A 14,380-nucleotide genomic window follows, 5' to 3' on the forward strand; every position below is an offset into this window, starting at 1 on the left:
GTTGAGGAGAGAAGATACCACCAAATTGAATTAAAAATAGCGGATGTCCGATATCATACACTTATTGCCCGATTACCTTGCCAACCAGATTGCCGCCGGCGAAGTGGTGCAGCGGCCTTCGTCGGTGGTGAAGGAACTGCTGGAGAATGCCATTGATGCCCGTGCCACGAGTGTGCAACTGATTGTGAAGGAGGCCGGAAAGCAGCTGGTGCAGGTAGTGGACAACGGGATCGGTATGTCGGAGACCGACGCCCGCATGTGTTTCGAACGGCACGCCACTTCCAAAATCAAATCCACAGAAGATCTGTTTCGGATCCGGACCATGGGTTTCCGGGGCGAAGCTATGGCCTCGATCGGGGCGGTGGCGCAGGTAGAACTCAAAACCAAGCCGCATGGAGCCGAAACCGGTACCCGTTTGCTGATCGAAGGCTCTACTGTGGTTTCGCAAGAGCCGGCCGTTGTGCCTGCCGGTACCTCTATTGCTGTCAAGAACCTTTTTTATAACGTACCTGCCCGTCGCAACTTCCTGAAAACGAATGCGGTGGAAATGCGTCATATCTTGGACGAGTTTCAGCGGGTAGCGCTGGCTTACCCCGAAGTGGCTTTTACGCTGCACCACAATGAGGTGGAGATTTTCACTTTGCCCGCCGGAAAGCTGAGCCAGCGCATAGTGGGCGTGTTTGGCAACAACTACAAAGAGCAGATGGCCGGCTGCGAAGAAGAAACACCCTTTATGAGTGTGCGCGGTTACATCGGCAAGCCTGAGTTTGCCAAGAAGACCCGAGGCGAGCAATTCTTCTTCGTGAACAACCGTTTCATCAAGAGCGGCTATCTTAACCACGCCGTCATGACGGCTTATGAAGGACTCTTGCCAAAAGACAGTCATCCGTTCTATGTGCTTTTCATCGACATCGAGCCGGAGCGGATCGACATTAACGTGCACCCAACCAAGACCGAGATCAAGTTCGAGGACGAGAAAACGGTATACGCCATTGTGCATGCCGCCGTGAAGAAATCGCTGGGCACGCACAACATCGCGCCTTCACTCGATTTTCAGAGTGATGTGAATTTTGCACCACTGCAACCCATCCGCATGTCGCATGGGGGGGAGGGGTTTGAGAAAGAAGGCACCTTTCCGGGTTTTAAAGTGCCGAGCTCACCTAAGAAGGCCAGTGCCAACGGTTGGGAACAGCTTTACGAGCCGCTACGCGACGCAAAGCCAATGCAACAGGAAGAGCGGATCACATCGCCATCAGGTATGGGGCTGCTCGACGATACGTTTGCCACCCCGATGACCACGTCCAGCAAAACGTTGCAAGTGCATCAGAAGTACTTGCTGGTACAGGTAAAATCAGGGGTCATGATTATCGACCAACAGGCCGCGCAGGAGCGGATTCTGTATGAAAAGTACATGGCCTCGCTGCAGAAGAAGATGGTGACTTCGCAGGCGCTTCTTTTCCCGCAGACCATCGAGCTTTCGCCGGCCGATTCGGCTTTGGTGAAAGAGCTGCGAGCTGAGTTTCAGGAACTGGGCTTCCAGTTTGAGGACTTCGGCGGCAACACTATTATCCTGAACGCTATACCTGCCGATGTGCAGGCTGCCAACGAAAAAGAGCTGCTTGAAGAGCTGATTGAACAGTATAAAAACAATCTGGCCACGCTCAAGTTGGATAAGCGGGAGAACCTTGCGCGGGCCATGGCTAAGCGACTGGCCTCCAAGCTACAGCCACGCATGTCAGACCTGGAGATGAACTCCCTCGTAGACAAGCTGTTTGGATGCGAAGTGCCCAACTATACCCCCGGCGGACAGAAGACGCTGGTCATCATGGAGCTCAATCAGCTACATGAGCTTTTCCTGAAGGGGTGATTTTAATTGTTAAATGGTTGATTGTTAAATTGTTGTATTAATTTGAGCTTTTGACAAGCTCAGGTATAGGTATTTGCAACAGGTATAGCAACCGACTCGAGAAAAAGAAGATAAGATGTTCAACATAACCCCCATGGTCAGGAACCTCCTGATCATCAACGTGGTCGTATTTATTTTGCAGGGTAATGTGTTTGATTACCGGCAATTTGCCTTGCACCATTTCGGCTCCGACTACTTTCAGCCGATTCAGCTATTCACCCACATGTTTCTGCATGGCGGCTGGGCGCACCTTTTCAGCAACATGTTCAGCTTGTTTATCTTCGGTCCTTTATTGGAGCGGTTCTGGGGTTCGCAGCGCTTTCTGGCATTCTATCTGATTACGGGTTTGGGCGCCAGTATGCTCTACTCTGGTGTGCGGGCCTACGAATTGAATACGATTGAAAATGAGGCAGTGCAGTATATGGAGAATCCGACTCCTATTGGTTTCTACAACTTTATGGAATCGCACTATGCGGGCGGCTATGAGAAACGCTTTGCCATAGAATACCAGCGCAACCCAGATAGCGAAGAGTACATCGCAGAAAGCAAGAAAGCCGTTACAGCCATTTTCAATCAGGCCTATAACATGCCGATGCTGGGTGCTTCGGGGGCGGTATTTGGTATTTTGATGGCTTTTGGTATGCTCTTTCCGAATCTCGAGCTCTTCCTGTTATTCCTGCCCGTCCCCATCAAGGCCAAATATTTTGTGCTCCTGTACGGAGGGTATGAACTGTATTCGGGCTTCAACAGGGTGCCGGGCGACAACGTGGCGCACTTCGCGCACCTCGGTGGTATGCTGTTTGCGTATATTCTCATAAAAATGTGGCAACGCAACGATTATCAGGATACGTAATAGTAAAGACAATTTGTAATAAGATAGCAAGGCGCAAAAGCCTTCCCGGATAGCATCGCATTTCGCTAAAGCCAATTCCTGAAGCCTTTGTTCTGTCCTTTTTCAGCTAACAGGTATAATGAGCATTCTCCAAGACATAAAAGACTCTTTCCGGCAGCCAAACAACACCCTGAAGCAACTCATCCTCATCAACGTGATCGTTTTTGTGGCTCTGATCACGCTCCGCACGGTGCTGTACCTGACCAGTAGCAGCTGGGCCTACACCGGGCTGATGCGTTTTATCGCACTCCCCTCTGATCCGCTCGTTTTCATCACACGTCCCTGGACGATTGTTTCCTACTTCTTCACTCACGAAGGATTCCTGCACATCATCTTCAACATGCTTAACCTCTACTGGTTCGGGCAACTGATCAGGGAATACCTGGGTGAAAAAAAACTCCTGAGCCTCTACATATTAGGAGGTATAGCCGGTGGTTTGCTCTACATGCTGAGCTACAACCTGATTCCCTACTTTGCCGACCGCGCCGCTTATGCCGTGATGATCGGTGCTTCGGCCAGTGTACTGGCAGTGGTGGTAGCGGCCGCCACACTGATTCCGAACTTTACGTTCAACCTGATCATCATTGGTCCGGTTCGCATCAAGTACATCGCCGCTTTTCTGGTGATTCTTTCAATTTCAGGAGCCGTGGGCGATAATGCCGGCGGTAACATAGCGCACTTAGGCGGTGCTTTATTCGGGTGGCTTTTTGTAAAGCAACTGCAGCGAGGCCGCGACATGGGACGACCTTTGCACAGCACCATGGACTTCTTTACCAATCTGTTTAAGCGCCGCCCAAAACTGAAAGTAACGCACCGGCAGAAAGCCACGGTCGGGAATGGAGCTCGTAATAATTCCGGTTACCACACCGGGTACGCCGGCAAGCCCAGCCAAATGGAGATCGACCTGATCTTAGATAAGATCTCGGTCTCGGGTTACGAGAGTCTTTCGAAAGAGGAGAAACAAAAGCTGTTTCAGGCAAGTCAGAAAGATTAAGACTATCTTATCCCATCCTTAGTATTTAAACATTTAATGCAGCGCAGTCTGGTAGAATCTACTAAATTGCGCTGCATTTTTTAATTCTATCTTATGCGATATCTATACCTGGTTTCAATACTTATATTGTGTACTATGCAAGCCAGCTTGGCTCAAGATTACATTGTGTCGTTAGCAAATGAGGTGGAGCACGGCAAGGTAACGTATGCGCCCTCAGAAGGAAACAAAATTTTTTTCAAGGCTGATGGTGCCAAAAAGGCTAAAGAGTACAATGTCACGCAAATCAAAGGTTATTTTCAAGATGGCTTATTCTATATCCCCAAATTTTGGGCGCGGCACGATCGCCACATATTTATGCCTTCATTCAGAGAAGGGGATGATAGCGTAAAGTTTAAGAAGGTGACAAAGTTAGATATTGTGGTAACAGGCCAAATCAATTACTACCATACAATAGAGAAAGTGCATAGCAATTCGGCTTTTGGACCAGGCGCAGATCGGGTGGATATTCACGTAATAGATATAAAAAACAATCCGATTTATATTCAGGTAATTACTGCTTCAGAACTCGCGAACATTGTGAAAGACCACAAAGATTTGCATAGCAGAGTCCTTGCCATGAAGCGGGAGGCAGTTGAGGATGAGTCGCAAAACCTTTATAAGCAATTGGTAGCCATGAAAACCGAGTCTAACAGAAGGGAGGACGAACTTACCAAAAAGCAGATAGAGCAGGTTATAAAAGAGTACAATGCGTGGCATGAATTCAGATACTCAGCACGCGAAGAGTAATTGTTCCATTAATCAAAAAAGCGCCACTCCTTTGCAGAAGTGGCGCTTTTCGTATCAATAAGTAAGGTATAGCGATTAAGCTTTGGCGGCGTTGATGTTGTCAAGTGCTTCCATTACTTCTTTCACGTGACCGCGTGACGTCTCCAGCAGTTGCTTCTCGTCTTCGTTCAGTTGCAGTTCGATGATCTTCTCGATACCGTTCTTGCCCAGGATTACCGGAACACCCAGGTATACGCCATCGATGCCGTACTCGCCTTCCAGCTTCACGCAAACAGGGAACACACGACGCTGGTCGCGCACGATCGCCTCTACCATCTGAGCAGCCGCTGAACCCGGTGCATACCAGGCAGAAGTACCCATCAGTTTCACCAGCTCACCACCACCGTTCTTGGTGCGGTCAACAATAGCATTCAGTGTTTCTTCGTCGATCAATTCTGTTACCGGGATACCACCAACCGTTGTGTAACGTGGAAGCGGAACCATGGTGTCGCCGTGGCCACCCATTAATACTGCCTGAATGTCTTTTGGAGATACGTTCAGTGCCTCAGCCAAAAACGCTCTGTAACGAGCTGTGTCCAGGATACCAGCCATACCCATTACGCGGGTGCGTGGCAGCTTGGAAGTGATATGCGCTGCGTAGGTCATCACGTCAAGTGGGTTAGAAACCACGATGATGATCGCGTCAGGCGAGTGCTTCACAATGTTCTCAGTTACCGACTGCACGATACCGGCATTGGTAGAGATCAGGTCATCGCGCGTCATACCCGGCTTGCGAGGGAGGCCAGATGTGATTACTACCACGTCAGAACCAGCAGTTTTGCTGTAGTCGTTGGTTACGCCAACAGTGCGCGTGTCGTATAGGTTGATGGGGGCTTTCTGCCAGATATCAAGCGCTTTGCCCTCAGCAAAACCTTCTTTAATATCCACTAAAACTACTTCGTTCGCGATTTCGCGGTAAGCCAATACATCGGCGCATGTCGCCCCAACGTTTCCAGCTCCAACTACGGTTACTTTCATTGTAGGATATACTTTAATTATGGTTTGAGATTCGGTTTACTTCCGTAAAATTAGAAAAATCTATTGTTAAAGACAGACATTAGACACTAGATGTTAGATATTAGACCGTAAACTTTGTCAGAAGCATTTAAAATCTAGTGTCTGACGTCTAAAATCTAACGTCTCAAAGAAATCTCCAGCACCTGCTCTGTCTTCTCCGTTACTTTAAAGCGGTTGTCCAGCCGTTGGCCAGCAATCCAGGCAATGGACTGGTCCGATATCAATACCAGCGTTTTGGCTTTAAGGTTGGCTGGAACCTTCTTGTCGATCAAAAAATCACTGATCTTTTTCTTCCCGTTCATACCCAGCGGCACAAACCAGTCACCCTCCTGCCAAGGGCGGAGGCGAAGCGGGAATTTTAGAAGACCTGCATCCAGGGCAGCCACATGCGGTTTGGTGTTAAGCTTGTATTCGCTGGCCGGCACGTAGCGCAGGGTCAACTGTACATGCTCCTCGTTTACTTCCGTCTGGCCTTCCTGTATGGTCACGCTTCCGAAACGGTTCAGGTTGCGTGGAGTGATCACGAGCTGGTCGCGGTCTTTTACTAAGGTATGGCTCGGTGAGTCAAACTGTTTGCCCGAAAGGCCATCCAGCGCCTCCACCAGTTCCAGCACCACGGTATAGCTGAAGTTGAACGGGCGCAATAGTTCGTGCAGCACCACCGGTAGGCCTGTCGCATTTTGCAGCGGCACCAGCGACAGGTAGACGGCGTCTTCGGCCTCCTTCATGCTTTGCTGGCGTAGGTTGTCGATGTAGGCATGCACGATGGCCTCGGCCTGACTCACCCGCTCAGCCGTGTGTTGCATGGTCTCTTCCAGGTTGGGGTTTATCTCCTTGAGCACCGGAATTACCTCGTGCCTGATTTTGTTGCGCTGGTACTTGGTCGTCTCGTTGGAGCTGTCCTCGCGCCAGATCAAACGTTTCTCGGTTACAAAGTCGAAAATGTCGTCCTTGGTGACCGGGAGCATCGGGCGTATGATATGACCGTTTTTAGCAGGTATACCATGCAGGCCGGCTATACCAGTACCTTTGGTTAGGTGAAGCAATATGGTTTCTGTCAGGTCGTTGCTATGGTGGGCTGTGGCGATGTAATCGTAACCTTCCTGCTGGCGCACCTGTTCAAACCAGGTATAGCGCAGTGTGCGGGCAGCCATCTGAGTAGAGAGTTTCTCTTGTGTGGCAAAGGCGCGAGTGTCGAAATTTTCGGTGTAGAAGGGCACCTCGTACTTTTTGGCCAGCTTCTTGGCGAACAGTTGGTCGGCCTCTGCGTCCTCGGCACGCAGTCCGAAGTTGCAGTGCGCGATCGCAAACGTATACTTAAGCTGGTGCAGCACTTCGCACAGCACCGCCGAGTCTATGCCCCCGCTGACGGCCGCCAGTATTTTGCTGTCGGGCTCGCAAAGATTGTGTGATTGGATGAAACCGGAAACTTTCTGTAGCATAAGGCAGCGGCTGGTATATTTTTTATAATTTTGATTTTGGAAGTATATAGTGTTTAGAAGTTAGATGTTAGACTCTTTATGGCGTTTGTTTTTGTAAGCCTTTATGGTTTTTCAATTGATTGACAATCATCATGTGCAGACTATGCTGAATTAAAGCTAATATCTAATGTCTAATATCTATAATCTACTATCTAGCATCTAAATAGCAAATGAACAGCACAAAATTAGTTTATTCTATCCTCTTTACGCTATTGTCGCTGACAGTTTTAGCGCAGCAGCGGCCGCCAGTGCCCCGGCCTGTGCAGCAGCAATCACAAAACCAGCAGCAGCGTCCGCAACAACAGCCTCAGTCACAGGACCGGGTAGAGTTGCAGAGCGCGGACTCGCTAGAGGGCGGCACCTTCAACGGGCGCCGCATCAACAAGCTTTTGGGCAATGTGGTATTCAAGCAGAAGGAGACTTTCCTTTATGCAGATTCGGTTTACAAGTATACCGACAGTGAAATACTGGAGGCCTTCGGCAATGTGCGCATCAACCAGGCCGACACCGTAACCATGACAGGCACACGTGCTACCTATGATGGTGCCAAGCGCACGGCCAAAATGAGCGGTGGCGTGACCATGAAAGATCCGCGCATGACATTGACGACTCCGACTCTTGACTACAATCTGGAAAACCGTACGGCGGTTTATGCTGAAGGCGGCACTATTGTAGACCCCGAAAACCGTCTGCAGAGCCAACGAGGCACATACGATACCAACACCAAAGTCTTTACCTTTCAGCAGAATGTAAAAGTGTTCTCGACTGACTACGAGATCACGGCGCAGAACATGCGTTACAATACGGAGAGCAAAGTGGTGTACTTTCAGGGGCCTACCTACATCAAAGGGCAGAGTGGTGACCTTTATGCCGAACAGGGTACTTATAATACCATTACCAAGATCTCCCGCTTCGGTCGCAATGCCTATATCTTGACGCCGGAGTACCGTTTAGGTGGCGACGACCTTTATTATGATGAGGGTCGGGGTTACGGCGAAGCCAAAATCAACATGACCATGCGCTCCCTCAAAGATGATGTGACCATCAAAGGGCAACTGGGCCGCTACTGGCGTGATCAGGGGGTGGCTAAGGTATCGGGCAGTCCTGTTCTGGAAACCATCCTAGATGGCGACACGCTGTATATGTCTGCTGATTCCCTCATTTCCCGCGAAGCCAAGGTGAAGGGGCAGGCCAGCATGGTGTATGCGTTCAACAATGTGAAGATCTACAAGTCAGACCTGCAAGGCACCTGCGACTCACTCAGCTACAACCGCACCGACTCGCTGATGTATATGCACAAAAACCCAACGCTGTGGAGCGAGCAGAGCCAGATTGTGGGCGACACGATTCGGATGCACCTGCGCAACAAGATGCTTGACAGAATGTATGTTTTCAGCAACTCCTTTATCGCCTCAGAGGATTCACTCAAAAATTATAACCAAGTAAAAGGGCGTGACATGGTGGCTTATTTTAAGGAGGGTCGCATGCGCCGGGTTAATGTGAATGGCAATGGTGAGAGCATTTACTTTGCGTTGGAGGGCGATACTACCCTTACGGGTATGAATAAAGCTGTATGCAGTGACATGGTTTTGAACTTCGCAGAAAATAAATTGAAATCTATTTCGTTTCTCGTAAATCCAGACGCCAGTTTTATTCCGCCGCATGAGTTGCAGGCCAGTGACCGTCGTTTGGAGGGTTTTGCCTGGCTAAATGAGTTACGGCCAGATAAAAAAGCTGTGTTGGCCCCGAGGCAACCGGTAAAGGCTCCAGCTATACCTGCAAAGGGTAAGGCTTCACCGGCAAAGAAGAAGGCAAGCCCGGCGCCAAGCAAAAAAGCCACGGCAAAGCCAGTACAGCAAACGCCGGCCCGGCAGTAAACACCGTAATTTCACGCTTGTAAATCACAGGGATATTGTATAATTTTGCCCGTTCATGAACAGAGGAATCTTCCATACCGTCGTATTGTTGTGCCTGTTGGTTTTTGCGACCAGCTGCAGCAACTTCCAAAAGCTTTTGAAAAGCAACGATGTTGACAAAAAATACAAGGCTGCACTCGAATATTACGAAAAAGGCGACTACTACCGCGCGAACCAGCTGCTGGAGCAGGTCATGCCTCTGATGACGGGTAGGGAAGAGGCCGAGCAGGCCCGTTTCTATTATGCCAACACACACTACCAGCAACGCGAGTACATGTTGAGTGCTTTCCAGTTCCGCACGTTCTACGAAACATACCCACGAAGCGAAAAGGCGGAAGAGGCTATGTTCCTGCAGGCCAAGTCGCTTTATAACGATTCTCCTGATTTCGAGCAGGACCAGACCAGCACGATTACAGCCATGGAGTCTATCCAGGAGTTCCTGGTGCGCTACCCAAACAGCGAGTATGCAGCGGAGGCAAATACCATGTTCGAAACGCTGAGTGCCAAACTCGACCAAAAAGCCTTTGAAAGCGCGAGACTGTACTATAAGCTGCACTATTACAAATCAGCTGTGGTGGCGTTCACGAACTTCCTGCGCGAAAATCCGTCTTCCCCTTACAGCGAGCAAGCATCCTATCTGCGCATTGACGCCCAGTATCGTTTCGCACTGGAGAGTGTGCCCGATAAGCAGCAAGAGCGTTTCATGGAGGCCGTAGACTTCTACCAAAGCTTCATCGACCAGTATCCGGACAGCCGTTTTCTGCGTAGTGCCGAGCAGGTATACAGCAGCACGCAGTCGGAGCTCGAGAAATTAAAGAAAAACAACCCAAGCAATTCATAAAGCAAGTATATATGGCATCAGTTCCATCATCAATCGTTACCCGTAACATGGCCGACTTTGCGAAGCAAACCGGTAATGTGTACATGTCTGTTTCGGCTATCTCTAAAAGAGCCAACCAGATTTCTGTGAAGCTGAAAGAGGAGTTGAACTCTAAACTGGCTGAGTTTGCCACGACTGTGGACAACCTGGAGGAGGTGTTCGAAAACCGTGAGCAGATCGAGATATCTAAATACTACGAGCGCTTGCCAAAACCTACCAACCTGGCTATCGAGGAGTTTCTGGAAGGTAACGTATATGTGCGCACACCAGACGAAGAAGGCGAAGAACTGTCGCTGTAAGGCGCATGCTCCGAAACCGGAAAATAGTATTAGGAGTTTGCGGAAGTATAGCTGCGTATAAAGCAGCCTTGCTGGTCCGCTTACTCGTAAAGACAGAAGCAGAAGTACAGGTAATCCTGACCACTTCTGCTTCTGCTTTTATAACCCCGCTCACCTTGGCCACCCTCTCCAAGCGGCCGGTGCTCACCGAGTTTGTGCTGAATGAGCAGGGCGTTTGGAACAACCACGTGGAGCTGGGCCTGTGGGCCGACGCCGTTGTGGTGGCACCTGCCAGCGCCAATACCGTCGCCAAATTCGCAAACGGCTTTTGCGACAACCTTTTGTCGGCTACCTACCTATCGGCGCGCTGCCCGGTGTTTGTGGCCCCGGCCATGGACCTGGACATGTACCAGCACCCGGCTGTGCAGGCCAATTTCACGAAACTGCGCGGCTATGGCAATTTCATTATTGAGGCCGGATATGGCGAGTTGGCCAGCGGACTGGTGGGGCAGGGGCGCATGGCAGAGCCGGAGGAAATTATTCGCGTACTAGAAAACCATTTTACAGGCATTGGAAAAATCGTTTAACGGCAAGACAGTCCTGCTCACCGCCGGTCCTACCTATGAGCCCATCGATCCAGTGCGTTTTATCGGGAACCACTCGACCGGCAAAATGGGTTTTGCCATAGCGGAGTGTTTCGCTGCGCGTGGCGCTAAGGTGCAACTCGTGGCCGGTCCTACTAACATGAAGGCGCATCACGGAGGTATAACGGTTATACCTGTCACCACAGCCGACGAAATGTTTACCGCAGTAAAGCGACTGGCACCAACGGCCGATATCTGGGTATTTGCCGCTGCCGTGGCTGATTACAAGCCAAAGGTGGTGGCTGACCGTAAAATAAAAAAAGCCGGTGCCGAGTTCACGATCGAGCTTGTGAAGAACGTTGACATTGCAGCGGCCCTTGGCAAGGAGAAGCGGGAAGATCAGTTTGCGGTGGGTTTTGCTCTGGAGACTGACAATGAGGATAGCAACGCCCGCGAGAAACTGATAAAGAAGAACCTCAACATGATTGTGCTCAACTCGCTCAACGATCCGGGCGCTGGTTTTAAGCACGATACAAATAAAATCACTATAATTGAACACGATACCACCACAGCTTTCGAATTGAAGCAAAAAAGCGAAGTGGCACAGGATATCGTCAACCTTATTTGGGAAAGACTCTATGCTTAAAAGACTGTTTGTTTTGCTGTTTGTGATGAGCGTAGCCTTGGGAGCCCGTGCCCAGGAACTGCAGTGCGATGTCGTGGTCAACAGCGAACAGGTTGCCTTTGCCGACCGGCAGTTGTTCACCGAAATGCAAAGCCGCATCTTCGAGTTTATGAACAACCGCCGCTGGACAAACCAGTCTTACCGCGTGGAGGAGCGCATCAAGTGCCGTATCCTGATCAACCTGACCGAAATGCCGGAAGTAGGTACCTTCCGTGCCAACGTGCAGGTGGTGTCGGTGAGGCCAGCTTATGGAACCGGCTATGAATCTGCGCTTTTTTCTTTTATCGACCGTGACTGGCTGTTCCAGTTCAATGAGGCCCAGCCACTCGATTTTGCTGCCAATAATTTTACCTCCAACCTGTCGGCCATGCTGGCTTATTACGCCTACATGATCATCGGCATGGACAATGACAGCTTTGGCAAGCTGGGAGGCTCTCCGGCATTCGACCAGGCCCGCGGTATCCTGAACCTGGCGGCTTCGCAAAACTCTATCTTTCCGGGTTGGCGCCCGTTTGAGGGGAACCGCAATCGCTACTGGATGATCGATAACTTGCAGGACCCGGTATTCGTGCCTTTTCGGGAGGGTATTTATACCATGCACCGCCAAGGTATAGACCTTATGGTGCAGGATCCGGAAAAAGCCCGTAAGGCCACGCTAGAGGTATTGAGAAACATTCAGAAAATTTCGCAGCAGAAGCCCGGCGCGGCCATTATCCGTTCTTTTTTCGAGGCCAAGTCAGATGAATTGGTCAATATCTTCAAGACAGCTGCCCCGGCTGACAAGCAGGCCGCTTATACCTTGCTCACACAGGTGGACCCAACCAACAACACCAAATACGAAGTTCTACTTCAACGCTAAGCCTTTTCCAATTTTCACAGAAAGCGCGTATCTTCACGGTGCGTAGGGCTATACCTGCTCGCTATACCTATGGGCAAACGCCAGATCCGGATTTTCAGAAAAGATATACCGCAGCACTTGCCTGAGTTGCTACTGCAGGATTCGGTGCAGGTGATTTTGCGCAACCGCGTGGTCGTGCAAGGGAAACTCAAGACAGCCACAGCGGATAATTTTGAGATCCTGGATGGCCGCCGGAACCAGCACGCTATACCTGTGCGGGATGTGGAAGAAGTGATTTACGACGTAGAAGCGCCTTACTAAAATTTACAACAGAATTATCGAACTAAGCCCAGGCATTAAGTCTTATACCATGAGACAAATGTCTTGCAACATCACATATGCTGATTGACCTTAAAATAAAAAACTACGCACTGATAGAACAGTTGGAAATGAATCCATCGCCGGTGCTTAATATCATAACGGGCGAAACAGGTGCTGGTAAGTCCATTATGCTGGGAGCCATCGGGCTGCTGCTGGGTAACCGGGCTGACTCGAAACTACTTTTCAATCAGGAGCAGAAGTGCGTGATCGAAGGCGTGTTTGATATCTCACAGTATAATCTGAAGGAGGTTTTCACAGCCGAAGATCTCGACTTTGATGAGCAATGCATTTTGCGCCGCGAGATTAGCCCGAGCGGAAAGTCGCGTGCCTTCGTGAATGACATGCCGGTAACGCTGGACGTGTTGCGCAAGGTAGGGGAGAACCTGATGGACATCCACTCGCAGCACGACACGCTGCAGTTGGGCGACACCAGTTTTCAGCTTAACATCCTCGATATCTATGCCGGTAACACTTCGCTCGATATTTATGCCGGCAACCTGTCCTACCTGAAAGACTACAACGAGACCTACCGCGGGTATAAGAAGCTCGAAAGCGACTACAAAAAACTGACGGACCAACTGGCGCAGGCGCAGAAAGAGCTTGACTACAATACTTTCCTGCTGAACGAGCTGGAAGAAATTAACCTGCAGGAAGACGAACAGGAGCAGCTGGAGACAGAACTAAAGGAACTGGAGAATGCCGAAGATATTAAGCTAAAGCTGACCCAAGCCGTGCAGTCGCTCACAGAATCGGAGTTCAACATCACTTCTGCCCTGAAGGACACGGTACAACTGATTAGCCAGCTGGCGGCTTTCTCCCCAAAATATGAGGAGTTACGCACCCGCACCGAAAGCTGCATGATCGAGTTGAACGACGTGGCCGGCGAACTGGAGGACGCCGAACGAAGAACCGAGGCTAATCCGGCTCGCACAACCGAAGTACAGGAGCGACTCAACACAATCTATACCTTGCAGCGCAAGCACCAAGTACAGACCATTGCCGAGTTACTGGAGATACAGCGCGAACTGGAAAGTAAGGTAGGCAGCGTTCTGAATCTGGATAATGCACTTGCCAACACCGAAAAAGCGATGAAGGCCGCTGAAGCCAACATGCTGGAGAAAGCTGCCGTGCTGTCGGAGCGCCGCAAGGCTTCGTTCGGAAAATTTGAGCAGGAGCTTTACGTCTTGCTGGCCGAGCTTGGTATGCCAAACGCCCGCATTGTGATTCAGCACAAAGCCGCTGCGCCAACCGCAACAGGTACCGATGAGATCAGCATTTTGTTCAGTGCCAACAAAGGAGCGCAGCCGCAATCTTTGGTTAAAGCGGCTTCTGGAGGTGAATTCTCCCGGTTGATGCTCAGCATAAAGTACATGCTGGCTGACAAAACCGCTCTGCCAACTATCGTATTTGACGAGATTGACACCGGTATATCGGGTGAGGTGGCTGTGAAAGTGGGAAAAATGATGCAGCAGATGGCGCAGAAACACCAGATTATCGCCATTTCGCATTTGCCTCAGATAGCAGCACAGGGCAATTCGCATTACTTTGTGTATAAACATGACACCGAAGACCGCACGATCAGCCGTGTCAAAAAGCTGAGTGAGAAAGAGCGCATCGACGAGATAGCGCATATGATCGCTGGCGCTAACCCGAGTGCGAGTGCCTATAAGAGTGCCAAGGAGCTGCTTTCGCTGTAAAAAACC

14 protein-coding genes are annotated in these 14,380 nt (G+C 50.2%); 12 read left to right on the forward strand and 2 right to left on the reverse strand.

The annotated features are described in order from the left end of the window. The first annotated feature begins 43 nt into the window (after window positions 1-43). From mutL to H9Q13_RS06380, 4 genes are all read left to right on the forward strand, one after another. Window positions 44-1,867 (forward strand): DNA mismatch repair endonuclease MutL, encoded by a 1,824-nt coding sequence (mutL, locus tag H9Q13_RS06365; RefSeq protein WP_191182938.1) that lies wholly within the window; start codon window positions 44-46, stop codon window positions 1,865-1,867. Window positions 1,868-1,982: 115 nt separating this feature from the next. Continuing rightward, on the forward strand, window positions 1,983-2,759 hold the full coding sequence (locus H9Q13_RS06370) for a rhomboid family intramembrane serine protease (RefSeq protein ID WP_191182939.1): 777 nt from the start codon (window positions 1,983-1,985) through the stop codon (window positions 2,757-2,759). Between the two features lie 118 nt (window positions 2,760-2,877). Continuing rightward, the gene (locus tag H9Q13_RS06375; protein WP_191182940.1) at window positions 2,878-3,792 is read left to right on the forward strand and encodes a rhomboid family intramembrane serine protease; all 915 of its coding nucleotides are present in this window, start codon (window positions 2,878-2,880) and stop codon (window positions 3,790-3,792) included. A 135-nt stretch (window positions 3,793-3,927) separates the two neighbouring features. Further along, the gene (locus H9Q13_RS06380) at window positions 3,928-4,578 is read left to right on the forward strand and encodes a hypothetical protein (protein ID WP_191182941.1); all 651 of its coding nucleotides are present in this window, start codon (window positions 3,928-3,930) and stop codon (window positions 4,576-4,578) included. A 75-nt stretch (window positions 4,579-4,653) separates the two neighbouring features. Here H9Q13_RS06380 and mdh read toward each other — a convergent pair whose 3' ends face one another. Then, complete coding sequence (gene mdh, locus H9Q13_RS06385) at window positions 4,654-5,595, reverse strand: malate dehydrogenase (RefSeq protein WP_191182942.1); 942 nt, start codon at window positions 5,593-5,595, stop codon at window positions 4,654-4,656. Between the two features lie 155 nt (window positions 5,596-5,750). Beyond that, on the reverse strand, window positions 5,751-7,076 hold the full coding sequence (gene tilS, locus H9Q13_RS06390; protein WP_191182943.1) for a tRNA lysidine(34) synthetase TilS: 1,326 nt from the start codon (window positions 7,074-7,076) through the stop codon (window positions 5,751-5,753). Between the two features lie 209 nt (window positions 7,077-7,285). Between tilS and H9Q13_RS06395 the strand changes: the two genes are divergently transcribed. From H9Q13_RS06395 to recN, 8 genes are all read left to right on the forward strand, one after another. Then, window positions 7,286-8,992, forward strand: a complete 1,707-nt coding sequence (locus tag H9Q13_RS06395) for an OstA-like protein (protein WP_191182944.1) — start codon at window positions 7,286-7,288, stop codon at window positions 8,990-8,992. 55 nt (window positions 8,993-9,047) lie between these two features. Further along, the gene (locus tag H9Q13_RS06400) at window positions 9,048-9,872 is read left to right on the forward strand and encodes an outer membrane protein assembly factor BamD (RefSeq protein ID WP_224744116.1); all 825 of its coding nucleotides are present in this window, start codon (window positions 9,048-9,050) and stop codon (window positions 9,870-9,872) included. An 11-nt stretch (window positions 9,873-9,883) separates the two neighbouring features. Then, entirely contained in the window at window positions 9,884-10,210 is a 327-nt protein-coding gene (locus H9Q13_RS06405; protein WP_191182945.1) for a DNA-directed RNA polymerase subunit omega, read from the forward strand. Window positions 10,211-10,278: 68 nt separating this feature from the next. Continuing rightward, window positions 10,279-10,776, forward strand: coding sequence for a flavoprotein (locus H9Q13_RS18175; protein WP_317173877.1), 498 nt, complete (start codon window positions 10,279-10,281; stop codon window positions 10,774-10,776). Beyond that, on the forward strand, window positions 10,760-11,419 hold the full coding sequence (gene coaBC, locus H9Q13_RS18180; protein WP_317173878.1) for a bifunctional phosphopantothenoylcysteine decarboxylase/phosphopantothenate--cysteine ligase CoaBC: 660 nt from the start codon (window positions 10,760-10,762) through the stop codon (window positions 11,417-11,419). The genes H9Q13_RS18175 and coaBC overlap by 17 nt, the downstream gene beginning before the upstream one ends. After that, window positions 11,412-12,317: a type IX secretion system protein PorD gene (porD, locus tag H9Q13_RS06415; RefSeq protein ID WP_191182946.1), complete on the forward strand. Its 906-nt coding sequence runs from the start codon at window positions 11,412-11,414 to the stop codon at window positions 12,315-12,317. Before coaBC ends, porD begins: the two co-directional genes overlap by 8 nt. Window positions 12,318-12,386: 69 nt before the next feature. Beyond that, the gene (locus H9Q13_RS06420; protein WP_191182947.1) at window positions 12,387-12,617 is read left to right on the forward strand and encodes a hypothetical protein; all 231 of its coding nucleotides are present in this window, start codon (window positions 12,387-12,389) and stop codon (window positions 12,615-12,617) included. A gap of 77 nt (window positions 12,618-12,694) precedes the next feature. After that, window positions 12,695-14,374 carry a DNA repair protein RecN gene (recN, locus tag H9Q13_RS06425; RefSeq protein WP_191182948.1) on the forward strand — a complete coding sequence of 560 codons (1,680 nt, stop codon included), beginning with the start codon at window positions 12,695-12,697 and terminating at the stop codon, window positions 14,372-14,374. Window positions 14,375-14,380 lie beyond the last annotated feature (6 nt).

It is taken from the genome of Pontibacter aquaedesilientis, assembly GCF_014773225.1.
In the GTDB taxonomy this organism is placed as follows: domain Bacteria; phylum Bacteroidota; class Bacteroidia; order Cytophagales; family Hymenobacteraceae; genus Pontibacter; species Pontibacter aquaedesilientis.

Excerpts from the sequence above, each read along its gene's own strand:
- mutL (WP_191182938.1), top strand. The coding sequence starts at position 44 with ATGTCCGATATCATACACTTATTGCCCGATTACCTTGCCAACCAGATT.
- H9Q13_RS06370 (WP_191182939.1), top strand. The coding sequence starts at position 1,983 with ATGTTCAACATAACCCCCATGGTCAGGAACCTCCTGATCATCAACGTG.
- H9Q13_RS06375 (WP_191182940.1), top strand. The coding sequence starts at position 2,878 with ATGAGCATTCTCCAAGACATAAAAGACTCTTTCCGGCAGCCAAACAAC.
- H9Q13_RS06380 (WP_191182941.1), top strand. The coding sequence starts at position 3,928 with ATGCAAGCCAGCTTGGCTCAAGATTACATTGTGTCGTTAGCAAATGAG.
- mdh (WP_191182942.1), bottom strand. The coding sequence starts at position 5,595 with ATGAAAGTAACCGTAGTTGGAGCTGGAAACGTTGGGGCGACATGCGCC.
- tilS (WP_191182943.1), bottom strand. The coding sequence starts at position 7,076 with ATGCTACAGAAAGTTTCCGGTTTCATCCAATCACACAATCTTTGCGAG.
- H9Q13_RS06395 (WP_191182944.1), top strand. The coding sequence starts at position 7,286 with ATGAACAGCACAAAATTAGTTTATTCTATCCTCTTTACGCTATTGTCG.
- H9Q13_RS06400 (WP_224744116.1), top strand. The coding sequence starts at position 9,048 with ATGAACAGAGGAATCTTCCATACCGTCGTATTGTTGTGCCTGTTGGTT.
- H9Q13_RS06405 (WP_191182945.1), top strand. The coding sequence starts at position 9,884 with ATGGCATCAGTTCCATCATCAATCGTTACCCGTAACATGGCCGACTTT.
- porD (WP_191182946.1), top strand. The coding sequence starts at position 11,412 with ATGCTTAAAAGACTGTTTGTTTTGCTGTTTGTGATGAGCGTAGCCTTG.
- H9Q13_RS06420 (WP_191182947.1), top strand. The coding sequence starts at position 12,387 with ATGGGCAAACGCCAGATCCGGATTTTCAGAAAAGATATACCGCAGCAC.
- recN (WP_191182948.1), top strand. The coding sequence starts at position 12,695 with ATGCTGATTGACCTTAAAATAAAAAACTACGCACTGATAGAACAGTTG.